We start from the raw sequence: 26,502 nt of genomic DNA, 5'->3' as shown, positions 1-26,502 counted from the left end.
ACTGCACGCGATACATCGGTGCTAACGTTCTCTTTAAAAACACACAGATAATTACAACCAGCTTCAAAAAACAGCCTTACCAATGAAGTACTCGCTAGAGGGTTGCGTGCACAACACAATAATGACACACTGATTCCCGCAAGCGTGCTTCACATATTGTACACGTAGCCTGTACAGAGTCTGCCGCTCCTAAATACTCAGACGTAATGCTACTGGATCGTACAGTGACCGCAGTTGCACCCTTAAACACCGGTTCCTACCCCATATCATAATGCTTGACAAAAGCATCATGCCATCATAGCAACCGCTTTGCGTAGGGGTTCCACAACATAGTTCTACAAATTGTTGACGCATTGCCAAGCTAACAGTTTTCTTGCCCACCTACGCCAATGAGACCATCACTATCCTCTTTTTGAATCGTAAAACAAAATGATTTCCCATGAGCGATAAACCATCTGCTCAAAGTTCAGCTAGCTCAAACTCATAGCATTCTAAACCTTTAGGCTCGCTCTTCCCCCAAGGGGGCATAGTCAGATATATCACTTCCCTCACCTATTCACGCGCTGGGATAAAAAAATCTGAAACTACGAGGCAACGCTGCATTTGTATGCAGCGTTGTTGTTAGGAATAAGCTTCTATTGAGATAGTTCTAATGGGAAGCACCCACAGCTAATGGTATAGGGATTAATTTGAATTCTTTCGAAATGCTATATATAAATTTAATGTGCTGCCCCAAAACACACCACCAGTGAACCCACTTAAAAGACCAAAAAGAAGGTTAAAATCAAATGCATATCTCAAATCATGTTCAATCTTGAGAAAAGCAATCAATGTGAATTTGATGACAAAAGCGATAAGAATAAATGTCAGCGTCAACCGCGTACCAGGCAGAATAATTAAATCCGTTCCCTCTTTGATTTTTAAACGCGGAGTGGCATGCCAGAGCAACCAGCCAACGCCAACGCCGATCATCAGCCCCGCCAACATTGAGATTGCTCCCCAGCGCGGGAACACCAGCTGGTTAATCACATCGCTTGCGCCCAAAAAAAGAAAGATTATCGGCAATAGAAAAAGGCGGTAAACCTTCATTTCCCTATCTTTCAATGCGATTATTCCCCTCGCGATGAGAAAAATAAGTAAAATCCAGGCCCATAAAGGGGTTCCAGTCAGAATGTTAAACAATGACATATTATGCTCCATGATGTTTGACGCGATAAAAATATTGTATGATGTTAGGAAGATATTTAGAAAAAAGAATACCAACACAAATTAAACTCATAGTGACCAACCAAATCTGGGGGGTCCATGCAAAAAAAGCCACTAGAAGACCATTGGCAAAAAAGATGATTACCCAAATCCATGTAATATATTTATTGATGAGATAAAAGAGGATATGTTTGCGTTTTTCTTCAGAAACACCAGCAGGAGCATAAAAAATGGTAAAGGGTTTCTTTACCAGCAAGCTCATCAATGAAACCAGAGCAAGTGACAGATAGCAAAAAACTGTGGGGTATTTCAGTAAAAGTGTAGACCATCCAGCGAAATAATTAACAAACAGGACAATAAATGTCAGAATGTTCGTAATCATCACGGGTTCTCCCTGTCGGATAATTTTAATATTCAGAGCAATAATGAACAATAAAAGCACAGTCAAGATGAGAGAGCGTTCGACCAGAGTTAAAACGTTTCCATTGATAACCCAGGAGTAAATACTCCACGGAAGAAAAGAGATTATTATGTTAAACATGGCGCATCCTCCTTTTTATATTTGATAGAAAACTTACCGCAAGTGCTTCGTTTTTTAGTTTCCGTATGAATATAAAAAACGCCACCCAGTTCACACTTTGTATCCTGTTTAATGGTCAACTGATAGGTATCTCTCGGATAAACTGCTTCAATGAACTTTACTTTTTTCAGCGCAACAGATGCGATATTTTTCGCCCTACCCTGCGTGGACAAAGCCAGAACCATCTCAATCAATAGTGAACCAGGACATACGGCGCGGGAGGGGAAATGTTCCTCAAAAAGCGGGTGATGCGCATTAAAGGAAAAAGTACAAGAATCTCCGGTTACGGAGGAAATCTTACATAAATCGCCTAGTAATGGAAGAGCGGCTTTCTCAGAACACGAGCTAAGGAAGCAGACCTTACTGACCATGATGATTGCCTGCGCAATAACGGCCCTGCCATTGCCGTATGGGCTGACCTTACAGTGAATACGGTAGGCCTCATTAATGCGTTCAATATGTCCTTCAACGCGCAACCGATCGCTATCAAAATGGGCGGTAGAGAAAAACTGTTCAACCATAACAGGGAGATAGCGATAAGTAAGATCCGAGTTTTTAGCCACCACGGTGGCGAATCGAACTGAAAACTGATGCAAGGCTTCGAGTAACAAGCCCTGTTTCAAATAGTTATGGGCTAAATCCCAGTGAGAAATATCGATTTGCCCGCAAGCACGCATCGGTGCGGTTAAAGTGATACTCTGACATATACCCAAGAAATTTGGCTCGGTGCGATGCTTCATAGCCATGATTGGGGGACCTTTTTATATTTTTCTCTTAAATCCTTTGATGATAAACCGAAGGAATGGCACTAAACCGCGCTTGATAGTGCGCGAGAAATATCGGCATATGACAAACGAAAAAAGCCAACAATCCCAGCTCAGAAGCAGCCCCATGTTTGCTCATGATGCTTGCAATTAGAAAATCGACATTGGGTTGCAGTCCTGTATTGTCCAAAATAGATCGCGCAAGCGAACTGAAGGGGCGCATAGGCGCCTGAAAGCGTAAAAAAAAAGAAATCAACCCGGACATCCCGTTGCATAATCGGATGACCAAACCTTGGCCAGGGTTTGTTTTTGCAATAATGCGTTACCACCGCCTCAAGATTCCCAGCTTCAATCTCATGGAGGACACTAGAAAGTCGCATGATAGCATATTTGCAAACTCCCATATGCGCGTGGCCAGTGGCACACCCTCCCCCCAATTAGTGCAGAAATGACGTCGCTCTTGGTACTGGACGCGTTACGTCGGTGCTAACCTTCTCTATTTTTTTGCAGAACAGAAAGCGCGTATCAGGCTCTCTAGCCATACTTAGAGTACGCAAAGTTATTCATCACTCTACAACACTTTAAGCGCGCAATTTTATGTTTTGTATTAAAGGATTTTTGCTTTCAAAATATACGAACAACATCACACAAAGTAGAATAAACAAGCTGCCCCCAACATTAAACCAAACCTTCTCTGTAACCAGCACTGTTGCACCGAAACAGTTAACAATAGCGTGGACAAAAAAAGGCGCACACGCATAAAATTTAGAGCGCGTAACAACACCACGATACGCCAAGCATGTATTGAAAATATGCATGAGTATGACGCTTATCAAAGCACACAAAAAAATACTCGCTTGCGTCCAGGAATAAAAAATTACATACTCATTGGCTAATAAGCTAGATCGAATAGGCCAACCATTATAAACAAGGAAAGGCCCTAGCGCCTTATGAACTAATTCGCATAAACCCCAGCCTATGCCAATATTCAGCGGCAAACGCCACAACAAACTAGGCGAGCACCGATAAAACTTAGTAACTAACCAACGACGCATAGCTTCTTCTGCTACAACAAAAAAAACCGAAAATGTTAAAAATAAAAAAACAAGCGCCAGCCCCTGCTCTGCACGACTCTTGGTTTCAACAATACTCATCATATAAAGCGTTTTTATTACAGATTGCTCCCAAAAAGCAATAAACCCGCCAGCAATGCAGCTAGCAACAAACCATCCCACAGCACCAGCGACAACCAATTTGAACTTCAGAAAATGATGAAACACACATAGAAGAAAAACAACGCCAAGCACTTGCAGTAAACGTAAGGCATCAAGTTTATGTTCTGTTTCCGAGTAACGCCATACTAACAGAACAATCACCCCAAAAACTATGCCGCTCAACAGCACATTTATCCAACTAAATGTAGAGCGAAAAAAATTATAAATGACAGCGCCATAAATAAGGCCTGCGAGAAGCGAAGTAATAAATAAAACCAACATTATTATGCCCCCTCATTTACTAAAGCGTAACTGCTATTTTTCTTCATGGATAATCTGTCTTGCACAAAATCATAAATTTGCCGCATAAGAGCAAACATAAGAATAGTAGCGATTGTATAATGCCCAATTGCAAGAAGTTCTGGCTCAGCGGCCCGCCATGAAAAGCGCGCCCAAGCCGCCAAGCATTGTAAAAGCAGGATAAGAACAAAAAAACGCCATTTCTTGTCAAGGCAAACCACAAGCATTAAAAAAGTTGATAAAAGATTCAGACCTATAATAAACGTATAATATATTACCGTCTCAAGTAAAAAAAGTAAGGCGTCCCTATCAAGACTAAAAGCCCCTTTTAGGATTTTCACAGTTTCTGGTAGAGATGTAAGCAGTGCAAGCCCTATAGCAGCCCCCCAAATCCCCATTCCCACGCCCAGTGCTGCCTCTACACCATTGCCATTATCTTCTGCCACCCAATGAGAGAGCAAAAAAAACTGCATAATCGCCATGCCTATAGGGAATAGACCAACAGCAAAAACAATATTAGGCGTACTATAAGCAGAAAAATCAAAAATCAAACTGCCTATCATACGCATAAAGCCGTATAGAAAAAAAATCAAAAGCACATAACAACCAGCGCTTGCCCCAATAATCGCCTTCGTGCCTTTAAACGTTTTAACCAAAGAGAGTAACCAGCGGTACCCCAATATAAGCGAAAGCGCCAAAACATAATAAGGAAAATAACTCGTAGCGCCATAAACATAAAGAAAAACAAGACACAAAACAACGAGCAAGAAAACCAAATGTTCAACCAATGTTTTTTTCTTCATCAAAGGGAAAATAATCAGCACCAGACAAAAAACGGCGCCGATAACAGATAATGTCAATTTGTCAAGCATTATTGCAAGCCTCAAAAATAGAATTTATTAATATTGCATAGCCTGAAGAAATGTCAAACATAAACAAAAGACCAACCGCAAAATGAATTACAAAAGGCAGATAGGAATAGACCTTGCGCTTATCTTGGAAACCAAGATACATAAAACGCGTATTTATAACATGCATCAATACAATCATGCCCGCGGCAATAAGATAGCTGATCGCTTGTGGACAAGATTCAAATGCGACATAGCCCACCATTTGTGGCGCCCTATCAACACGGTAATTCAAGTAAAGAAAAAGAGCTGGGAGGGTCTTATAGCATAAGTCTAGAACACCCCAGCCCAGCCCAAAATAAAGGACCTCACGCGCAGCTAATTCTGACTTATATACGCGAAGCAACCACAAACGCAAAAGCTCCGCAGTTAAAACTGATATCAAAAGGATAAAAAAGGGATAGTTTGCAGCAACCAAACTCATGTAATGCACCACCTGCTGCTGGCTATTATTAGCAGCAGACAAAGCAGGCAATGGCAACAAAGAGCTCAAATATACAAAACCTGCCCCAATACACAAGGCAGCAACTGCACCACAGAATCCAAGAACTAAATATTTATATAAGTAGTGCTCGTACAGAATTAAAAGCATGCCAAGATAACATACCAAAAGCAAAGATAAGTCTGTAAGCCCACTTTCACTATGTGGATAAGCGAAGATGATAGCGCAGGAAAGGCCAGCTAGCCCCCCCAAAATGACGCGCTCGCCCAACAAGCCATTGTTTTTAAGGAGACGAGGGCTGGAACTTATCCCAAAACTAAGCAGCATTCCAAAAATTAAGTCAGACATATAATTTCCTTAAAGCGCCTTGCCCTCCCAAGCATACCAAGATATTATTGCGGGAGAAAAACTCCCTGCTAAGAGGCTGATAGTGTACCCCTTAGCAAGGCCTTTACCTTGTTAAAAAAGCCAGGTCAAACAACAATTTCACCACTTAGAGCGAGCACAATCCCAACCAGCTTTAGCAATACCCGCGGCTGCGCCACGGGACCCCGCCTACTATTGCTCCAGAAACTGCCCCTCCTGGGTTGGCTGCTCTAGGCTTTAGGATAACCCAAAGAACTATAGCCTCCTGTCTTCTCACTCAGTTTTCTTTTTAAACGGGTTAATCACGCTAAGCTTCACATTCTTTGATTTAATGTAACGCGCGTACACATAAACAACAAACATCAAACAAATCCAATTTCTAACCATTCTATAGTCATCATCTGTATGAACAAACGCTACATAATAAGAAACAAAGAGGCTAAAAAACAGCTCTGCAAGAACATCAAGGACCAACCAATAATATTTCTTTGTAGTAACAAAGAGAACCATCAAAAATGTCAAAAAAACTTGGCCCGTTAGAATAGCAAAACCAAACACCGCATAATCAAACATTTTTTTCACTGCCTCCCTGTTTGCAAAACCTATCTGTTGATAGATTTCTCGAAGGTCTGATAAAAGCAGTGATGACACAAAAAAGATGCCTATGGCAAACCCACAGCCAATACAAATGCTTAAATCTAGCACTGACATAGATTTTTCCTTCAAAGCTTTAGCAATTAGGACATAGCGAGCCCCCCCTATCATCAACGGAATAATGAAAAGCAGATAAATATAGCTCGAAAGCTGCAGATCAAAAAAATCTAACAGAACGTCATCACTCATAACAATAAAACCAGCTGCGATGAAAAAAATGGGGCAACTTGCGATAATGGCCAAACTAAAGCATTTTATATTGTTTACTATATTGGGTATAAATTCAATGCAAAAAGAAAGAAAGAACATAATTATAGCAACATGAGAAGATGTTATCGGCACACTGACTATATACTCAAAATACTCAAAGGCATAAATGAGAGGAGGAATAACCAATGCCGCCACTATGAATGCAACTATGTTCTCCCTGCCTAACATGCTTTTTCCATTAATAGCAATAGTTTTGAGGAATAGATACAACATGCCAAACCACAGACAAAAATAAACGAGCACTATACTAAACTCGCCCATAGCTCCTCCTGTGTAATATTCTAAACATAAAGGTGGCACCTTTTACAGTACCACCATTCTAGGCTTTAGGATAACCCAAAGAACTACATCAAAAGTGCATCAACATCCCACCACCTGAATTAGCAAAAGATTGACCCAACAACTGTGTGCCACACTGGGCAGCAGCCACACCATAACCAGCATAACCGCCTATGGTGTCTCCGAATTCATTGCCTACAGCTTGCCCAAAGCTTGCTACGGCCATGCCAGTCATAGGATTACGCCCCGCTGCCCATCCTAGGAAAAAACCACTCGCAAGGCCAACCTTACCACCATGCTTGCTACCAAACGCACTACCAGAGTTATATTTGCTACTAAAATTATCGGCACTGCAATAATCGTGCGAACGACTTGAACTTCCCATTTATTTTCTCCAATTTAGTGTATAGATAACCCCCCCCAAGGTTACTTATGTCCCCGCGCCAGAATGGCCTACCCATAATCAACCACCGAAACACCCCTGGAGATATGAATGCACTTTCATGCAAGTTCGCATTTATAATATATAGTTGACAAAATCAAGGGTATTGTGTCAAAAATATGTCATATTTTAGTAAATTTATGCTTACTTACTTATTTTATGTGTTTAAACTTAATGGTTTATATTATGAGCAATAATAATGAAAGTCGAATAAGATTCTCTTAGTTTACAAAATATACTAAAAGTATATAAATATACTGATAGAGATATTTATTGTTGCAATTGCAATCAGAATTATAGATTTAGTTAACCCGTTTATATTTCAAGCGATTATTGATCGTATCATTCCGTTTTGGGCAAAATTTGAGGAAAATCATCCGCGCAAGGTCTCTGCTCCGTGACGGCTCACACGCAAAAAATCCCGCCAAGCACGGCTTTTAACCGCCTCACAAAACGCCAAAAATAAGAATTAGAAAAGTTGTAACAAGATAAATGGTACGGTTGGTGGGATTTGAACCTACGACCTCTGGTGCCACAAACCAGCGCTCTAACCAACTGAGCTACAACCGCATAAAAAGAAAATGTATCATAACTGTTCACGATTTCGTAAACATTTATTCTTATGCTTATGTGACATAAGGAAAATCAACAAAGTTTGCAAGCCCCTTTAAAAAAATCTCGCAATTTTTTGTGAAGAAAAAAGCGTTTTTACAAAGGAAATTTTGCCCAACGCTCAAGACTGTGATCACGATAGCCTTTTATGTTATCAACACCGTCTTGTTGCATCATCTGCAAAATCTCTTGCAGAATAGTTATAGCAAGATTTGGACCTTCATAAACCATCCCACTATATAATTGAATTAAATCTGCACCAGCTTTTACTTTTTCCAAAGCGGTTTGTGCGTCCTTTACACCGCCAACACCAATAATGGCAATCTCCTTCCCTAATTTTTGACGCATTTTTGCAAGCACAATGGTAGAACGCTCAAAAAGTGGACGTCCAGAAAGCCCCCCCTCTTCATTACTGAGGTAACTATTGCTAAGACCTTGGCGTGAAAGAGTTGTATTGGAAACAATCAGTCCATCAAAATCAGAAAGTTTTATTTCTTCTGCAATATCATCCAATTCTTTCTCTGATAAATCTGGAGCAATTTTTAAAAAAATGGGAATGGAAAATCCATGCTTTTTCTCTTGCTCCTTTCGCGCTTGCGAAACTGCACTCAACAAAAGATGCAAACTGTCACGGGACTGTAAATCACGTAAACCTGGTGTATTAGGAGAAGAAATATTAACCGTAAAATAATCAGCAACATCATAAAAATGAGCAATACCAACAGTATAATCATCAATCTTATCGACCGTATCCTTATTGGCTCCAATGTTAACTCCTACAACACCAGTTTTTTTACACGCGCGCAATCTGTTGTAAACAACTTGATGTCCGTCATTATTAAAGCCCATTCTATTAATAATCGCTTCATCTTCTTTTAAACGAAAAAGCCGTGGTTTAGGATTTCCAATCTGAGGCTTTGGTGTCACTGTCCCAATTTCAGTAAAACCAAATCCTAAACGAAAAATACCATCCACAACCTCTGCATTTTTATCAAACCCCGCTGCGAGACCAATAAAATTTTCAAACTCAAGCCCAGCAACAGTTACACACAAACGTTTATCGATAACCTTTTGACAGCCATTTAATCCACTTTTCAGCCCGAGAATCGCTAAACAGTGTGCTTGCTCTGGATCCAACATAAATAAGGCAGAACGGCCAATACAACGAAACAAACTCATCAATCCTTCTCCACAACATAAAAATAATCCATCGCACCTCACCTATATCTTTTAACACAAAAGATCACCAATCAAAGAGAGCATATTATCCAAATAATATTCCCCTTCTAGAAGAAAATTTATCACATAATAGCCATACATGTTTATATTGATGTATACTGTGTAAAAAAATTTTATTCTTAAAAAACGTTTTTCTTTTTCGACATTTTTCAAAGATTAAAACGTGAATCCTAATCTTATAAAATGCAGCATGAATTGAAACATCAATGGCTCTTCACTATAGCCATGGTTTTGTGACATCTCATGCAGACAAGCTCATAATTCTCTTAAAAATGCACGCAAATTATCCCTATTCCCAAAGTTCCTTTGTGTAATATTGTTTCCAATAGAAACAGAGCTTGCTCTATAAAGCTATTTTTTCCTAGCATTTATAGAATACATGGTTCATAAAATTATCTAAATTCATACTATTGTTGCGCTATTTATTAGCAACAGGATATTCAATCATTTGTACTCTATTGATAAATTTTTGAAGAAACTGCATTGTTTGCTTTGCCATTTCTGATGCGCTAAATACAATTTTGCATCTATAAGTGCTCTGTCTAAAATATAGTTTAAGTAATGACAGTTGATCATTGAACTCCCACCTATCATACCAACGATTTCCAAACCAAAATGATCTTGCAAACCCTAGAGCTCTGCTATTTATAAACTAATACAATCTTCCAGTAGATGAAATGTGTTTCTTCCATCAGAATTATCGCCATTTTAGCTCATGCACCCCAGTAAAAATAGCTTTTAGATAAGCCATAATGCCCTCCTCCTAATTGCTATTATCGCTTACTGAATTAAGAGGAATTAAATTATAAGTTTTCTCCTGCCTCATCTATCTATTTCTTCCATCAGTGCTGAAATATATTTTTTATTTCCAAATTCTCTTTTTATAACAATACGTTATACCAATATATGCACTTCATCTGAGAAGCGTCCTGATAGCTCAACTTTCAACGCTGCTCATTTTGTGGTATTCTGTAAAAATCTTTCTTTTTAATGTTATCATAAAAATCTTGAGGCAATTATATAAATTAAGCTACGGTTTTCTACTTTCTGTTGAAAAAAGCAGATATAGTTTTTATCAAAAAAGCTTTTCTCTCAGAAATGTTCTATGTACATTCAAATAGAGCCCTAATGCTCTTTATTAAGCCTTATAAAGTTCTTTGAAAATAATATTAATATTGTAATATAATCCTAAAAATAAAATCTGCCCTTTCCTTTTTCATCAAAAGCGGTAAGTAAATTACCGTATATCGCTTACATAAAGGGGAAAACGCAATGCTGAAAGAATTCAAAGAATTTGCCCTAAAAGGTAATATGATTGATCTTGCTATCGGTGTGATTATAGGGGGCGCTTTTGGTAGCTTGGTCAACTCAATTGTCAATGATATTTTTATGCCAATCATTGGACTGATTACAGGTGGAATTGATTTTTCTAATATGTTTATTCAACTTGCTGGCGAAAAACAAGCAACATTGAGTGCCGCCAAAGCAGCTGGAGCAACCATTAGCTATGGACACTTTATTACTTTACTTATCAATTTTCTCATTATTGCTTGGGTTCTTTTTTTATTCGTTAAAGCTATGAATAAAATCCGTAGAAAAGAAGAAGAAAGCCCAAAAAAAACGTCTTCAGAAGAACAACTTTTAACAGAAATTAGAGATATTTTGGCTAAGAAAAAATAATTTTATGCAAGATTTACATCATGGAACACGAGGAAAAAACATTTCCACAGTTGTTCCATGATTGGGTTTTGAGAACAATAAAAATTGTCCCCCTCTTTCTTCCACCATTGCTTTACACATTGGGAGTCCTAAACCTGTTCCTATAAAAGCGCTATCACCAGATCGGCCATCTTTGCGCTCTACTTGACCATAAGGTTTCAGTGCCTGTACAATCTCTTCTTCGTTCATCCCTATACCATTATCACTCACTGAAATTTTTACACGTTCTTTTCTATAAGAAACGTGAACAATGATCTGTCCACCCAAAGGTGTAAAACGAATAGCATTGGAAAGAAGATTCCATATAATCTGGCGAAACACTTGTTGTGATACAGGAATAAATGGAACGTGAGGTGGAGCAACAATGCGCATGATAATGCCGTTCTGATTGGCTTGAGTTTCAAGAAAAGCTATCGTCGCACGTAAACAAGATATCACATCAAATGTTTCAGAAATAATGGAAGAATCAATCTGGTTATTGGAACCAGAATAATTTATCTTCGAGCACTCTAGTAATTGATTAATCAGCAATAATATATGTTTTCCAGAGGAAATAATATCGCGTAAATATCCACGATAGCGCTCATTTTCTATCGAACCAAAACGGCCTTCTCTCATAATTTCTGCAAAACCAATAAGAGCATTCAAAGGTGTTCGTATTTCATGAACAACCCCAACAATTTTATCCTCTTCTGCTTTTTTTCCTCCTGATGGAACTGTTTGTGTCCTATCACGCAACATAATAGCATAATTGCCTTGCTGTGCCAAAAATACAATCGTTATCAAAACGGTTATATTTTTATGATTTTTCGTCATTAAATCAGCTGTTTCTCTGCGATTTAAAACCTGATTTTTCCCCTCCACACGGATTGATTTAAAATATTTTTCAACGAAAAATCGGCTTTGCAAAGTAAATAATGAAGAGAGTGGCTGTCCTCGTAGTTCATTTATTTCATAACCCATCAATGCTAAGGCTGCCCTACTTGCTGATTGAATAAAGCCCTCTTCATCCAACCATAAAACACCATCTGTTGCTGTATCCAACAATGATAAAACTGCTGCGGGCTCTTTTACGAGAGCTTGTTCTATAGCATTTACCGGCAATGTTTGTGTATATGGTAACTGAATAGCTGTTTCTTCAACTAATTTTTTTTCTTTTACCGATGAATTCAATTCATCACGTAATTTCTCTGCAATTTCATGAAAAGCTGAACGTTCTATCTCCGTAAGACATGGCATTTCTGTTTCCAGCTTTTCATCTCTTTTTTCTTGGACTTTTTTTCGTATTTTTAAAATACCAAAGCCACGAAACCCCTTAAGCTGCTTTTTAACATCAAAAATTGGCAAAGCCGACAACTCAACATCAAGCCATTGTAAGCAACCATCAACAGGCCATTGAACAATCTCTTTACTCCAAGGCATAGCAGCTTCAATAAAATGACTGAGAACCAGATATCGATCATCATTAAATTGATGAGCAAGCTCACGAAAGCTACATCCTAAAATAGAGGAAGAGAGAGGACCAACAACTTCAGCTAGCTCTTTTGAGACTTCACAAAATAAACCATTATGATCGATTTCCCACGTAAAAGGCCGAGGCAAAAGCTCTGGTGTAAAACGAAAAGCTTCTTGCTGACATTTTAATTCATTTGTATTTAACTTCAATTCATCTGCTTTTAATGGCATAACTAAAACTAAAAAGTGTTGGATTTACTCTCAAATGAATAATGCTAATTTGTTTACAATTACCTGTTCTGGTTAAAATAACTTGATATCTCATATCAATTGTCTGTAGCAAAATTTTGACTGTTTCATCAACAAAACAAGAATAAAAAGAATCCTCCAACTCCTGTTGCTTATTCACCCATTATTGTAACAAATCTTGTTACAATAATGGTAACATCTCCCTCGCATAAATAGTACTCAAAAAGAATACACTTATTTTACGCATTCATGTGCCTGTTTTAAAAAGATATCTCCCAAGCTCCCCAAGCTTATTTTACGACGGCATCCGTAAATGGTATAATGTAAAGTCCCCCATAACAGATAGCAAGGCATTGTACATTACATTTTTATGCTTATAAAATAGCTGGTTAAAACCATCATTATACTAATTTTAACCCCTAATGTTGTTACCAATAGTTCTTGGCATTTGAAGGCGTTCATAAGCAGCATTTTTATTTCTTTTTTTTTACTTTTTTACCCCTACATTATTATGATACGCAAGAAAATCGTTTTATTTGTTTCAACAGAAACAGATTTGAAATGAAAAAAAATTACGATATTTGAAATTTTTATTCAATATTTACAATGATAAATTATCATTATAAATCAATAAATCGCATTATAAAAATAGAAATAAAAATTTCTTTTTCACATAAAGTTTCTCGTAAGAACACCTTTCTTGTGCCAATAATATCAAATGATGACAAATTTAGTATAGTGCTTTAAAGCACCCAATGCAATAAAACTTGCATATTGGATACTCTTCTTATGATGCTCTCCATAATTCCCAAAAGACCTTTCTTTCATCAGAACCGCTATAGAAGAGAAAACAAAAATTATCTGTTCTCATATAAAGATTTGTTTAATTTCTTTACATTCCAGATCATCTAGAAATGTTAAAAATATCTCCCCTTTTGGTATCAGCAGTCAAAAGATCGCTTTTGCTTTATTACTCTCCACTCAATTTTTTAATATTATTATAAAAATAAATACATGGTCACATCTGCTTTGAAAAAATAAAACAAGCATTCGCTATTTAAATAATAACTGTCAAACATTTTAAAAATCGCATATTTTAAATCGCACATTTTAATGTGCTTTTTTATTTCCCTGCATTGAGTAAAATTTCACGTTTTCCCACATGATTAGCGGCTCCAACAATGCCTTTTTCTTCCATCCGCTCAACAAGAGAAGCTGCTTTATTATAGCCGATTGAAAGTCGGCGCTGAATATAAGATGTTGAACATTTTTTATCACGCATAACAATCTTTACAGCTTGATTATAAAGCTCCTCTCCCTCTTCATCAAAATTTTCTTCCTCAGAAACTTCAACCGTTGAATCGGCAGAAGCATCCTCTTTGTTATCGTCTTCGTTATCTGTGACGGTTGCTAAATAATCAGGTTTTCCTTGCAGTTTAAGATGTGCAACAATAGATTCAACTTCTTCATCAGAGACAAAAGGTCCATGAACGCGTACAATACGCCCCCCACCTGCCATATGAAGCATATCTCCTTGACCTAAAAGCGTTTCAGCACCTTGTTCACCTAGGATCGTACGACTGTCAATTTTTGATGTCACTTGAAAAGAAATGCGGGTAGGAAAGTTCGCTTTAATTGTCCCTGTGATAACATCAACAGAAGGGCGCTGCGTTGCCATAATAAGATGAATACCAGCCGCACGCGCCATTTGTGCTAAGCGCTGAATGGCATTCTCTATTTCTTTCCCTGCCACCATCATGAGATCAGCCATCTCATCAACAATCACAACAATATAAGGAAGCTGCGTAAGATCCATGGCTTCTTCATGATAAAGCATTTCCCCTGTTTCCTTATCAAAACCCGACTGTACAGTACACATGATCGTTTCACCTTTTTGAGCCGCAAGTGCAACGCGTGCATTAAAACCATCGATATTACGTACACCTAACTTAGCCATTTTGCGATAACGCTCTTCCATTTCACGAACCGCCCATTTTAAAGCTGTTACCGCTTTTTTAGGATCTGTTACAACAGGTGTTAAAAGATGTGGAATGCCATCATAAACAGAGAGCTCTAGCATTTTAGGATCAACCATGATCAAACGACACTGTTTTGGTGTCATACGATAAAGAATCGACAAAATCATTGTATTAATTGCTACAGACTTGCCTGATCCTGTTGTTCCTGCAACCAATAAATGAGGCATTTTTGCTAATTCTACAATGACCGGCTCACCACTAATCCCTTTCCCCAAAGCAAGAGCAAGTTTAAATTCACTTTCACGAAAAGAACGTGTTTGAATTAATTCCCGTAGATAAACGGTTTCACGAACCGCATTGGGTAACTCAATCCCTATAACATTCCGTCCAGGAATAACAGCAACGCGTGTAGAAATAGCAGACATAGAACGCGCAATATCATCAGAAAGATTAATAACGCGCGATGACTTTACACCCGCAGCAGGCTCAAATTCATACATTGTAACCACTGGCCCTGGATGTACATGGATAACTTCACCCTTAATGCCAAAATCTTCCAAAACACTTTCCAAAAACCCAGCACCGCGTTCCAATGTTTCCTGAGGAATCATCGTACCTTCATGAAAAACAGGTTCCTGTAATAAATTGATCGGAGGAAACTCATAAGCATCACTGTAAATAGATTGAATATTTTGCATAAAAGCAGAATCATAATTGCTTAATGGCACGCGGGCAGATTGCAATATTTTCGTTTTACCGTTTGCTTGCATCACAGACAAATCTTTTAAATTTGGTGTGACATTCTTTGTTATGCAATCAACAATATTATTGGTTTTTTTCGTCTCTATACTAGATTCAGCGTCGCTTAGTGCCTCAATATCGTTTAACGCCCTTGCATTACTTAACGTATGAGCGGAATCTTCAACAGAAAGCTTAGAATGACATTCTTTAGTAATATCATTATTTGTATGCATTAAATCAGAAATTTGCTCAACGCCTCGCATCCTTTCCGCTGGAGATTCCGATGTAATGGAATCATAGAGTTGCGGAAAGCGGTATTCGAGAACACGGTAAAGAGCAGTTATTGACTCATCAAAGACAGAAGGAATATCGGATGTAATTTTATTTGTCGTGTCAATCGATGTTTGATCCTCTTTTGAAGTTTGAGTATCCATATGTTCAAATATCAAAGATACGCATTCAAAAAATGCATCATCGGAAAGATGCCAAGCAGGATTCATTTTTTGTAGCACATTTTCTACTTGTAATTTATGCTCTTGTTTACCCTCCTCAAGAGGGATATTTTCTGATGGTATACGAGTAACTTGTCGTGACAACTGCTTCAAAACTGTTGAATGACAAACCGACGTTTTATTTTCTATTGATTGAGGATTAATGACTTTTTTTGTCGATGAAACGCTTGTTGTTTTCTTGTTACAACGTACAATATCTGTATCTGTATCTGTAATTTTTTTTTGATCTTGCTTCGTAAAAATTTTAAACTGCTTTGCAAAAACTGGATCTGTTTCTATACGACGACGCAAAATCTCAACTTCTGGGGTTCGCGTGAAACGGACATTTTTTCCGAGGGTAAATGCCTTTTTCCATACTTCCGGATAAGGAAATATCTCAGTAATCTTAACAGATAAATCTTCTCTTGATGCACCTTTCGTACCATCATCAGAAAAAGAAGACGTAGAAATAGATTTTGTTTTCGAATTATGCATGGCACCCAACAAATTTATAGCAATGAGAAAAATAACCTTTTCAAAAAGAATTCGTAGAAACTATCATACGAAGGTTAATAACCTTTTGCTGATGGTTACTTTTTAATGAAAAAAATAATGCCATAATGCATATTCATAATCTCCCTTCTGCGTATTTACGATATAAATTGCCTAGTTTATGGTGTCATAGAGCTCGTATTTCATTTGTTTTAAAGAAAACTTCATGATAAAAAAGCTTCAAGAAAATTGTCTATAGCTCTCTTTCTCTCCCATTTCATAAAAGCAATTAGTCCCAATAATACAAATGGGTATATAAGCATTGCTCTGTTGAATTCTCCATGCTCAATTATCATGATACAATCTAATTTCTCGCGTTTTTATAAGATTACCCTTGTTATCCTCGTTTAAAACGGCTTAGACTAAGATAATCATAATTAAATAAACACAAATAAAAAAAAGGGAGTGAATTATGTTTAATAAACGGAAATTTTATATCAATGGTCTATGGGATGACCCAAGCACTCCTCACGATTTTGACGTCATTAATCCATCAACAGAAGAGGCTTGTGCTGTCATTAGCCTTGGAAGTACAGAAGATGCCGATAAAGCAATTAACGCGGCTAAAGAAGCGTTTCAAAAATGGAAAACAACGTCACCAAGTGAGCGTCTTGGGTTCGTTGAAAAAATTCTAAATATCTATGAAAAACGTTCTAAAGACATGGCAAAAACCATTTCAATGGAAATGGGAGCACCGATTGATATGGCACTTAATGCGCAAACCGCAACTGGCAGTTCCCACATTCGCAATTTTATCGAAGCTTATAAAGAGTTCTCGTTCCAAGAAACTTTAATAAAGGGAAATGAGCAAGCAATTCTTCACTACGACCCTATCGGCGTCGTAGGATTAATTACGCCATGGAATTGGCCCATGAATCAAGTAACTCTTAAAGTTATCCCTGCTCTCTTGGCTGGCTGTACCATGGTATTAAAGCCCTCTGAAATTGCGCCTCTTTCTGCTATGCTTTTTGCTGAATTTTTAGATGAAGCCGCGCTCCCTGCCGGTGTTTTTAATTTAATCAATGGTGATGGTGAAACTGTCGGCTCTTACCTCTCAGCACATCCAGATCTAGAAATGATTAGCTTTACTGGTTCAACTAGAGCAGGAAAAGATATTTCTAAAAATGCTAGCGCTACTTTAAAAAGAGTCTGTCTAGAACTTGGGGGAAAAGGAGCGAATATTATCTTTTCTGATGCCGACTCAGATGCTATTCAACGTGGTGTGCGACATTGCTTTTATAATAGTGGACAAAGCTGTAATGCACCGACTCGTATGCTTGTGGAACAAAGCATCTATGACAAAGCCATAAAAATAGCTAAAGATATTGCAGAAACAACAAAAGTAGGACCAAATTGCCAAGAAGGAAATCATATTGGTCCCGTCGTTTCAAAAAAACAATATGATAAAATTCAAGATCTTATCCAATCGGGAATTGATGATGGTGCAACTCTTGTTGCAGGCGGAACTGGTTTACCAAGAGGAATTGAACGCGGTTATTATGTCCGTCCAACAGTCTTTGCTGATGTAAAACCTCATATGCGTATTTTCAAAGAAGAAATCTTTGGTCCAGTTCTCTCGATTCTTGCTTTTAATACAGAAGAAGAAGCTGTCGCTTTAACGAATGACACTGAGTATGGTCTTACAAACTATATTCAATCACAAGATCGCAACAAATGTCGTCGTATTGCGGCACAAGTACGCTCTGGTATGGTAGAAGTTAACGGACATGGATTACCCAGTGGAAGCTATTTTGGAGGTGTAAAATTTTCTGGACGCGCCCGTGAAGGGGGACATTGGGGAATTAAAGAATTCCTCGATAGTAAAGCAATTTCGTACTGGTAAAATCTTATTAAAAACTTAATAGGAATCGTATGGTAATACAAAAAATAACGGATGAAGGTGCTCTTGGGCAACGTCTTGATCAGTGGCTAGCAAAACAATATCATAATGTGTTCTCACGTTCACGTTTGCAAACCCTCATCCGTGAAGGCTATCTTAAAATTGATGGTCAATTCATAAAAGAACCAAAAACAAAATTAAGACCTAAGCAAATAATTGAATTGGCAATGCCTGACCTTCGTGATGCAGAACCTAGTGCTGAAGCTATTGCATTGGACATCCTTTTTGAAGATGATCATATCATTGTTATTAACAAACCAGCAGGTCTTGTTGTTCATCCTGGCAATGGAAATTGGACCGGTACGTTGGTTAATGCCCTTATCTATCACTGCGGTAATAGTTTATCTGGTATAGGTGGTGTTAAACGCCCCGGCATTGTCCATCGTCTCGATAAAAATACAAGTGGTGTTATGGTTGTTGCAAAAAATGATCTGGCTCATAAAAGTCTCAGTGCTCAATTTTCTGATCATGGACGTACCTGTGCATTAGACCGACGCTATCATGCCTTGATTTGGGGGACACCTCACCGCAATGTTTGGACAATTGATGCATCACTTGGCCGTTCGCCCCACAACCGAACAAAGCAAGCTGTTATCCATAAGCAAAACCCTTATGCTCGTCATGCTGTTACACATTTTTCTTTGCTAGAAAAATATGGCTCTCATGCAAACTCAACATCTTTTGCTAGCCTTCTGGAATGTCGCTTGGAAACTGGACGCACCCATCAAATCCGTGTTCATATGGCTCATATTGGGCATCCACTCATAGGCGATACAGTTTATGGAAACGCTTTTAAAACAAAATCAAACGCATTCAACCCCACTATTAGAAATGCAATCGATCAATTCAACAGACAGGCACTTCATGCCGCAAGTCTCACTTTTGAACACCCTTCTACCGGTAAAGTTATGTCGTTTTCCGCACCACTACCTCAAGATATGGCTAAACTTATTAAGCATTTTAAAAAAATGAATTGAAACTTTTCTCCTTCTCAAGATTTCACAATAAAATATCTTTTTTTGAACAAAATTGAAAAATATGCTAAAGTGAATGTGCACAGGTATTACTATCTGAAACATAGAATTTGCCTTATCAGGGAATTCAGACAAAAGGAGGGTGCTATTATGGCCCATATGAATTTGTTATCAGTAACCACAAGCGATGGCGGATTAAACCGTTATTTGGAAGAAGTACGTCGTTTTCCAATGCTTGATCCAAAAGAAGAATATATGTTAGCTCAACGTTACCGTGAGCATAATGATTTAAAAGCAGCGCATAGGCTAGTAACCAGTCATTTGCGTCTTGTAGCTAAAATCGCGATGGGATATCGCGGCTATGGACTCCCCATTGGGGAAGTCATTTCAGAAGGCAATGTTGGACTCATGCAAGCTGTTAAGCGTTTTGAGCCAGAACGTGGTTTTCGTCTTGCAACCTATGCAATATGGTGGATTAAAGCATCAATCCAAGAATATGTATTGCGGTCTTGGAGTTTGGTGAAGATGGGGACAACAGCTAATCAAAAGCGCTTGTTTTTTAACCTTCGTAAATTAAAAAGTAAACTTCAAGCACTTGATAACGGTGATCTCAATGCAGAACAAGTAAAAGAAATTGCAACTCAGTTGAATGTCTCAGAAGATGAAGTTATATCAATGAACCGCCGACTTGGTGGTGACACTTCACTCAACGCACCCCTTCGTACAAAAGAAGGGGAAAACAGCGAGTTGCAAGATTGGTTGGTGGATGAATCTAACGATCAAGAACAAGTTTTAATTGAAAAAAGTGAATTGGAGAATCGTCGTTCCATGCTTATAAATGCCATGGACAATCTCAATGAACGTGAAAAACGTATATTCAAAGCACGTCGTTTAAACGATATACCATTAACTCTAGAAGAACTCTCTGGTGAATTTAACATTAGTCGAGAACGAGTAAGGCAAATTGAAATGCGTGCATTTGAAAAAGTGCAAAATTCTATCAGAGATTCCGCTTTATCTCAAAGTCAAATATAAGACTCTAGAATTAGGTATGAAGCCAATTGTTTGCGCATTTTTAAAGTAGAAATGAGAAAAGCGTATGTTGGCTTTGTACTTGTAAATTAGTCTGTAGAATCCTTTGAGTTATAGTATACAATTTTATTGAGCGTGTTTGATATAACTAATAAAAATCAATATCGAGAAATAACCTTTTATTTTATTTGCATCTATGTTTTATTTTTCTGATCAAGAACTGTTAACTTATCTTGTTGTGCAAGCCATTGTCCAATAACTTTATTGAAAATAGACTCACCTGTTGGCCCTTTTGCAAAAGTTAATTCATTTATACGTCCGTTTTTATCCGTTAACACTAAACGCACCCAATCTAATTCTCGCATCAATTGCAAATTTCGATCAAGAAATGGATGATTACCACTCAATGCAACAAGAAAAAAATCATCGTTAATTTTTGTAGAAATAGTTCTTACTAAAGGCTGCCCAATAGATTGTTCACTTGCTTTAAAGGTTAATGCTTGAACACTGCTTATAGCTTTACCTGAGAATTTATCAGAAAGAATAAAAATAAGATCCATAATATATGCAGCAGGAAATGACCGATCGGTATTGCGACGTAAAATTAACCGTAATGATAGCCCTTCATCAGGAATTGTTATATCACCTTGTATGGCTGTTTCTTCTGGAGCCCCCTTCACATAAGACTCCTTTATAAGCGTCCAGCGAACACTTCCGGTTGCTATCTTTTCTGCATCATAATTTGTACGTGCTTGATAAAAAACAGCTTCACCTAATTTATCAAGCGATTGCAAATTGCTGGAAACAACGGTTGAGATTCCTTCTTCATCCGAAGAATCTGTCGCTTGTTTTAAACCGACATCAATTTCACTCCCATCCTCTAATAAACGTTGTGTTAACTTTCTCTTAACCGAAAGTGCCTTTGGTACTTCGTGAGAAACTTGAAGATTTTCTCCTAACACTTGATGATCATTTGATACAAATACACGCCCACCAATAAAAAAAATACCAATAGTAAAAACAGCAAAACTAACAATAGAAACAGCACTTATCACAATACGCCTTTGCACCAATGATTTATTAGCACGACGTAAAGCCTGAGAAAAAATATGCGAAACAATATGAGGATTATCTTCTTGCGACGAAGAAATCTTTAACTCACAGCTATTAACATGCTGAGAAGGTACATCAGCCTCCATATTAACAGGCTCTGCATCTGGTATATCTGATACCCAAGGCTCATCAAATAACTTGCTATCCTTTGGATGTGTAACAAAATCCTGCTTTCTTTTTATGTCTACCACTGAAAATTCATTATTCTTTTGTAATATAGTTTTTTTTGTATATTTCTTATCTTCATTTACATTTGTGGAATCCCACCCAATAACTGAAGAAAGCAACTTCTTTTCAACTGCTAAATATTCTTCTTCAACAGTTGCAATAGCACTCTGAAGAATCTTTCTTTGTTCATCTGCTATTGCTTGTGGTATTTTTGCTGTTACAAATTGATATTCTAGTGTTTCGATAGCCCGTTTATAAATCCGCTTACGCACTTGTGGTGTAACATTATTTTGTGCATTAATTGCCTTTTTTAAGATTCCAACGAAATCTACCATTTCCTCTATAATCTCTCTTAAACTAAGCAAAGAAACCCTAGCACTCAGGCTAAAACAGCTTTATTTTAGGCTCATAAGTTTATTGTCATTTATATTGGTACAACTATTGTCATAGTGTAAAATGAATATGAAAAATAAACAATGTCATTTTACACCTTTCTTTCACGCACTCTTAAAAACTCTTTTTGTTAAAAGATATAGAAGTGAACAAAAGATCTATATGGAAGCCTAAAAATAATAATCAATTTGCAAAAGGATCTGTAATAAGAATAGTATCTTCACGTTCTGGACTCGTAGATAATAAAGCCACTTTTGTGTTAATCAGTTCTTCAATATAGCGTATATATTTAACAGCCTGCATTGGTAAATCTTCCCACCTCAATGCATGGGCTGTTTTTTCCTTCCAACCTTCTAATGTTTCATAAATAGGCTTCACACGGGCTTGGGCTCCCATGGAAGAAGGTAAATAATCAATCCTTCTACCATCAAGCTCGTAACCAATACAAACTTTTATTTCATCCAAACCATCCAAAACATCAAGTTTTGTCAATGCTATACCTTGAACACCGCAAACTACTACCATCTGACGGACTAAGACAGCATCAAACCAACCACATCGACGCTTTCGACCCGTTACAACACCAAATTCATGCCCACGCACTCCCAGAAATTCACCAATATCATTTATCTGCTCTGTAGGAAAAGGTCCTTCTCCAACACGTGTGGTATACGCTTTTGTAATACCCAAAACATAATGAATTGCACTAGGTCCCATCCCTGAACCTGTACATGCCTGCCCAGCAACCGTATTCGATGATGTTACGTACGGATAAGTCCCAAAATCATTATCGAGTAAAGCACCTTGCGCACCTTCAAAAAGAATGTGTTTCCCTCCTCGATAACCTTCATCTAAAAGACGCCACGTACAATCCATAAAGGGCAAAACTTTATCCGCAACTTGCATCAATTCATCATAAAGCGCTTGAGAATCAATCTCTACAACACCCATCCCACGACGCAAAGCATTATGATGCCTCAAAAGCCGCTCAATCTTAGCCATAAGTGTATCTTTTTCTGCTAAATCCATCACTCGGATAGCACGACGTCCCACCTTATCTTCATAAGCCGGTCCAATACCACGCTTTGTTGTACCAATCTTTAAACCAGATAAACCGCTTTCTCGAATTGCATCAAGATCACGATGCAAAGAAAGAATCAAAGGAGCATTTTCAGCAATACGTAAAATTTCCGGTGTGATTTTCACGCCCTGATCACGTAGCTTTTTTAACTCTGCTACAAAATGATGGGGATCAACTACAACACCATTCCCAATAATTGATAACTTCCCACGAACTAGACCCGATGGTAAAAGTGATAATTTATAACTAACTCCATCAATAACCAATGTGTGGCCAGCATTATGCCCCCCCTGATATCTCACCACGATATCTGCTCGCTCAGACAACCAATCTACAATTTTACCTTTGCCTTCATCACCCCATTGTGTACCGACAACAACTACATTGGCCATAACTTTCTCCGTCGTGTTTAGTCAAAAAAACCAGCATTCAAAAACAAACACTTCTTTATAACGAAACCTTAGAGCAAGTGCGACTCCTCATTTCAGATTTTTCTCAATCTTCAAGTTATTAAATTTTCAAATTTTAACGATAAGCAAATACCAAAATATTTTAAATCTGTCATTTTTGCTACAAAAAGTAAAAAAATAGAGATTTTAATTTGTGCGTATCCAACACCTGACAGAGCATTTATTCCTCCTCTTAATCTTTTACAATTCATGTAATATTTAGAGGCTGTTTGTCTGATACAAGAATACGAAAGATCATCATAATCTCTCGTATCCTTTTTCTGTTTAAAAACACCCTGTGAAAATCACCAGTAATTATTTAAAGCTGTGCTTTTTCAAATTGGAACGCCCACTCAAGCCATTGTGTTAAAATTTCAAGATCGGAAGCCTCAATTGTTATACCCGCCCAAATTCGAAGCCCCGGAGGAGCATCGCGATACGAACCAATATCATAAGCAACTCCTTCCTCATCAAGACGTTTCACAACCGCTTTTATGAAAGATACTCGCTTTTCCGTATCCAAAGCAGTAATCACTGGATCCACAATATCTAAACAAATAGCGGTGTTAGAACGCACTTCAGGATCTTTTGCCAAATATTCTAGCCATGGTGTTTTGCGAACAAAAGCATCAAGTACAGAAAAGTTTTTCTCCACCCGTGCTCTTAATGCCGCTGCACCTCCTAGAGATTTTGCCCACTTCAACCCATCAAGAAAATCCTCAACACAAAGCATAGAAGGTGTATTGATTATCTTTCCTTTAAAAATATCTTCGTTCAATTTTCCATTCTTTGTCATATAGAAAAGTTGAGGCATAGGCCAAGCTGGAACATAATTCTCAAGCCTCTCAACAGCACGAGGACTTAAAATCACCATACCATGCGCAGCCTCACCTCCCAAAACTTTCTGCCATGAAAAAGTAACAACATCTAATTTTGAAAAATCAAGATATTGCGCAAAAGCTGCAGATGTTGCATCACAAATGGTCAATCCAGCCCGCTTATGGGGAATGAAATCTGCATTAGGAATACGCACACCAGAAGTGGTCCCATTCCATGTAAAAACAACATCACGATCAAAGTCAAGTTGTGTTAAATCTGGTATTTCACCATAAGGAGCTTCAAAACGACGCACATCAGAAAGCTTTAATTGCTCGACAACATCTTTATTCCACCCAAATCCAAAACTTTCCCACGCCGCCATATCAATGCCACGCTCACCTAATAGAGACCATAGAGCAGCCTCAACAGCACCGGTATCTGAACCTGGCATAATTCCTATACGATGATCAGAAGGAACCTCAAGAATCTCACGGGTTAAATTAATAACTTCAGCAAGTTTTAATTCTGCTTCTCTAGATCTATGTGAACGCCCAACTAATGCATTTTTAAGAACATCAAGAGTCCAACCAGGCCGTTTGCTACAAGGACCTGAAGAAAAATTAGTATTATTGGGACGACTGCTTGGTTTTTGTAACATTATCATTATTTCTCCCCTTTTAGATGTTTTTTTCTTTATAAAGAAAAACAAATTATTATAAAGACTAATCAATAATCTTTTTAGAAAAAAGTCAAAAATATTTTCTATTATTTCGTATGCTTAAAATTCACTGAAACTTTATTAAAAAAACTTTCTTAATCATGCTTCTCGATTGATTCTTTTAATTTTTTGTATCATCACCACGATAAGACATTATTCTACTAACAATACACTAACACGTCCAATATGCCTATCAAATTTATTTTATGATAAAGATTCATTGATAAGTCTCTAGAATAGGGAGATAAACTTATTAAAAAATCAATTATTTTTCTTTTGATGACTGGACAGAGAAAATTTTAATGTTATAACCGCAAGCGCTTTATATTTTTTATGAAGCATGCCCAGATAGCTCAGTTGGTAGAGCAGCGGACTGAAAATCCGCGTGTCCGTGGTTCGAATCCGCGTCTGGGCACCACTTTTTATTTTTCCTTATTTAGTATCTTGTTTTATTATATTTTTAAAACATGATGGATTCGTAAATAAAGGTTAGGGAATAGGATTTTGTGACATGCTTCTCAATTATTGCGAATCAGTTTTTTAAAGGGCATAATCAACTTCTTAATTAAGTAAATCTGAATGCGTACCTGTCCTATCAAAATGGATACGCTTTTCATCAACTATATAAATTAATAACCAATCGGGTTCTATATGAAGATCTCGACGAGGCTTCTAGTTTCCTTGTAATGTATGATCATTTAAAATAGATAGCAATTGCTTCTTATGAATTAGAAGTTGCATCACTCCTGTGAACTTTCGCATATCTTTTCCACGCTTTTTTGCTCATTTTACATCCTTTTTAAACTTTCCTGAATAACTCACTGAACGCATAATCAGATATCCAGTTGCTTAATCAAATCAGCAATATTTTCAGCATAAAAAAACATCTTCATTGCTATCGCTTTTATGAAAAATTTCAAGCGTTTCTTTATTGAGTATCTTATTATTTTCAACGTACACACAAATAAGATCACGTAAAATTTGAGATGCTGGACGGTGTTTTATTTCAGCTATAGCCATAAATGCGCTTTTTAGATTCATATCTACTTTAGCTGCTATAAGTCACTTTTTTCACTCATAATATTTCCTCTTTAAGAATTTTAATGATTAACATTATTTAGCTTAGTTAAAACATTTAACTTAGTTAAACATAGTGTTACTTATCATTAATATTAATTTCTTTTCTTAAAGAAAAAGTTTTTCAACTTTTTGTTAGCCACTTTTTGAGGTGTGAGAAGATACTTTCTAGAGTATCCATAAAGCGGGCAAAATCGATAATAAACACAAAGACAATGAAGGCAATCAATTTCATGATGCGTGACATCATCTTTAAGCCTTGATAGGTCTCTATCATCTCATGAAGGAGCTGTTGTTCTTTTTCTGTAAGACCTTT

Annotated in this window: 21 protein-coding genes, 2 tRNA genes and 1 pseudogene; 5 read left to right on the top strand and 19 right to left on the bottom strand. The window is 37.5% G+C overall.

The features are described from left to right. Positions 1-684: 684 nt before the first annotated feature. The 11 genes from ACFIKB_RS03275 to ACFIKB_RS03225 all read right to left on the bottom strand — a co-directional run bounded on the left by ACFIKB_RS03275 (position 685) and on the right by ACFIKB_RS03225 (position 9,216). Positions 685-1,188, bottom strand: a complete 504-nt coding sequence (locus tag ACFIKB_RS03275) for a hypothetical protein (protein ID WP_375635811.1) — start codon at positions 1,186-1,188, stop codon at positions 685-687. Position 1,189: 1 nt separating this feature from the next. Beyond that, on the bottom strand, positions 1,190-1,588 hold the full coding sequence (locus ACFIKB_RS03270) for a hypothetical protein (protein WP_375652821.1): 399 nt from the start codon (positions 1,586-1,588) through the stop codon (positions 1,190-1,192). A 146-nt stretch (positions 1,589-1,734) separates the two neighbouring features. Next, positions 1,735-2,532: a beta-hydroxyacyl-ACP dehydratase gene (locus ACFIKB_RS03265; RefSeq protein ID WP_375635813.1), complete on the bottom strand. Its 798-nt coding sequence runs from the start codon at positions 2,530-2,532 to the stop codon at positions 1,735-1,737. Between the two features lie 28 nt (positions 2,533-2,560). Continuing rightward, complete coding sequence (locus ACFIKB_RS03260) at positions 2,561-2,815, bottom strand: hypothetical protein (RefSeq protein WP_375644552.1); 255 nt, start codon at positions 2,813-2,815, stop codon at positions 2,561-2,563. A gap of 316 nt (positions 2,816-3,131) precedes the next feature. Then, a complete protein-coding gene (locus ACFIKB_RS03255; protein WP_375635815.1) occupies positions 3,132-4,046 on the bottom strand; it encodes a hypothetical protein in 915 nt (304 codons plus the stop codon). Between the two features lie 2 nt (positions 4,047-4,048). Beyond that, the gene (locus ACFIKB_RS03250) at positions 4,049-4,936 is read right to left on the bottom strand and encodes a hypothetical protein (RefSeq protein WP_375635816.1); all 888 of its coding nucleotides are present in this window, start codon (positions 4,934-4,936) and stop codon (positions 4,049-4,051) included. Next, positions 4,929-5,762 carry a hypothetical protein gene (locus ACFIKB_RS03245; protein WP_375635817.1) on the bottom strand — a complete coding sequence of 278 codons (834 nt, stop codon included), beginning with the start codon at positions 5,760-5,762 and terminating at the stop codon, positions 4,929-4,931. The genes ACFIKB_RS03250 and ACFIKB_RS03245 overlap by 8 nt, the downstream gene beginning before the upstream one ends. A gap of 291 nt (positions 5,763-6,053) precedes the next feature. Beyond that, complete coding sequence (locus tag ACFIKB_RS03240) at positions 6,054-6,965, bottom strand: hypothetical protein (RefSeq protein WP_375652819.1); 912 nt, start codon at positions 6,963-6,965, stop codon at positions 6,054-6,056. Positions 6,966-7,053: 88 nt separating this feature from the next. Beyond that, the gene (locus tag ACFIKB_RS03235; RefSeq protein ID WP_375635819.1) at positions 7,054-7,368 is read right to left on the bottom strand and encodes a hypothetical protein; all 315 of its coding nucleotides are present in this window, start codon (positions 7,366-7,368) and stop codon (positions 7,054-7,056) included. 550 nt (positions 7,369-7,918) lie between these two features. Beyond that, a tRNA-His gene (locus ACFIKB_RS03230) sits at positions 7,919-7,995 on the bottom strand. Positions 7,996-8,133: 138 nt separating this feature from the next. Then, a complete protein-coding gene (locus ACFIKB_RS03225) occupies positions 8,134-9,216 on the bottom strand; it encodes a quinone-dependent dihydroorotate dehydrogenase (protein WP_375652818.1) in 1,083 nt (360 codons plus the stop codon). 1,332 nt (positions 9,217-10,548) lie between these two features. Between ACFIKB_RS03225 and mscL the strand changes: the two genes are divergently transcribed. Next, positions 10,549-10,956 carry a large conductance mechanosensitive channel protein MscL gene (mscL, locus tag ACFIKB_RS03220; protein ID WP_375652817.1) on the top strand — a complete coding sequence of 136 codons (408 nt, stop codon included), beginning with the start codon at positions 10,549-10,551 and terminating at the stop codon, positions 10,954-10,956. Positions 10,957-10,974: 18 nt separating this feature from the next. On the opposite strand, the gene ACFIKB_RS03215 is transcribed toward mscL, so the two are convergent. Together ACFIKB_RS03215 and ACFIKB_RS03210 are read right to left on the bottom strand one after the other, a co-directional pair. Then, entirely contained in the window at positions 10,975-12,681 is a 1,707-nt protein-coding gene (locus ACFIKB_RS03215; RefSeq protein WP_375635821.1) for an ATP-binding protein, read from the bottom strand. A 1,141-nt stretch (positions 12,682-13,822) separates the two neighbouring features. Continuing rightward, entirely contained in the window at positions 13,823-16,405 is a 2,583-nt protein-coding gene (locus tag ACFIKB_RS03210; RefSeq protein WP_375652815.1) for a DNA translocase FtsK, read from the bottom strand. A gap of 469 nt (positions 16,406-16,874) precedes the next feature. Between ACFIKB_RS03210 and ACFIKB_RS03205 the strand changes: the two genes are divergently transcribed. From ACFIKB_RS03205 to rpoH, 3 genes are all read left to right on the top strand, one after another. Further along, positions 16,875-18,305, top strand: a complete 1,431-nt coding sequence (locus ACFIKB_RS03205) for an aldehyde dehydrogenase family protein (protein ID WP_375652814.1) — start codon at positions 16,875-16,877, stop codon at positions 18,303-18,305. A 29-nt stretch (positions 18,306-18,334) separates the two neighbouring features. After that, entirely contained in the window at positions 18,335-19,339 is a 1,005-nt protein-coding gene (locus tag ACFIKB_RS03200) for an RluA family pseudouridine synthase (protein WP_375635824.1), read from the top strand. 147 nt (positions 19,340-19,486) lie between these two features. Further along, complete coding sequence (gene rpoH / locus ACFIKB_RS03195; RefSeq protein WP_375635825.1) at positions 19,487-20,371, top strand: RNA polymerase sigma factor RpoH; 885 nt, start codon at positions 19,487-19,489, stop codon at positions 20,369-20,371. 191 nt (positions 20,372-20,562) lie between these two features. Here rpoH and ACFIKB_RS03190 read toward each other — a convergent pair whose 3' ends face one another. The 3 genes from ACFIKB_RS03190 to ACFIKB_RS03180 all read right to left on the bottom strand — a co-directional run bounded on the left by ACFIKB_RS03190 (position 20,563) and on the right by ACFIKB_RS03180 (position 25,055). Then, a complete protein-coding gene (locus ACFIKB_RS03190; RefSeq protein WP_375635826.1) occupies positions 20,563-21,984 on the bottom strand; it encodes a hypothetical protein in 1,422 nt (473 codons plus the stop codon). A gap of 241 nt (positions 21,985-22,225) precedes the next feature. Then, positions 22,226-23,515, bottom strand: coding sequence for an adenylosuccinate synthase (locus tag ACFIKB_RS03185; RefSeq protein WP_375635827.1), 1,290 nt, complete (start codon positions 23,513-23,515; stop codon positions 22,226-22,228). 376 nt (positions 23,516-23,891) lie between these two features. After that, the gene (locus ACFIKB_RS03180; RefSeq protein ID WP_375635828.1) at positions 23,892-25,055 is read right to left on the bottom strand and encodes a phosphoserine transaminase; all 1,164 of its coding nucleotides are present in this window, start codon (positions 25,053-25,055) and stop codon (positions 23,892-23,894) included. Between the two features lie 396 nt (positions 25,056-25,451). On the opposite strand from ACFIKB_RS03180, the gene ACFIKB_RS03175 reads away from it, so the two are divergent. Next, positions 25,452-25,527, top strand: a tRNA-Phe gene (locus ACFIKB_RS03175). 143 nt (positions 25,528-25,670) lie between these two features. On the opposite strand, the pseudogene ACFIKB_RS03170 reads toward ACFIKB_RS03175, so the two are convergent. From ACFIKB_RS03170 to ACFIKB_RS03160, 3 genes and pseudogenes are all read right to left on the bottom strand, one after another. Continuing rightward, a pseudogene (locus tag ACFIKB_RS03170) lies at positions 25,671-25,763 on the bottom strand (type II toxin-antitoxin system YafQ family toxin); the annotation flags it as partial. 216 nt (positions 25,764-25,979) lie between these two features. Next, the gene (locus tag ACFIKB_RS03165) at positions 25,980-26,129 is read right to left on the bottom strand and encodes a hypothetical protein (RefSeq protein ID WP_375635829.1); all 150 of its coding nucleotides are present in this window, start codon (positions 26,127-26,129) and stop codon (positions 25,980-25,982) included. A gap of 181 nt (positions 26,130-26,310) precedes the next feature. Next, the coding region (locus ACFIKB_RS03160) for a hypothetical protein (protein ID WP_375652813.1) at positions 26,311-26,502 on the bottom strand (192 nt) is incomplete at its 5' end.

The organism is Bartonella sp. MR110HLJHH, assembly GCF_042194225.1.
GTDB classification, from domain to species: domain Bacteria; phylum Pseudomonadota; class Alphaproteobacteria; order Rhizobiales; family Rhizobiaceae; genus Bartonella; species Bartonella grahamii.
Note: the sequence above shows the minus strand (reverse complement) of the source record. Positions and strands in the feature narration are given on the sequence as shown.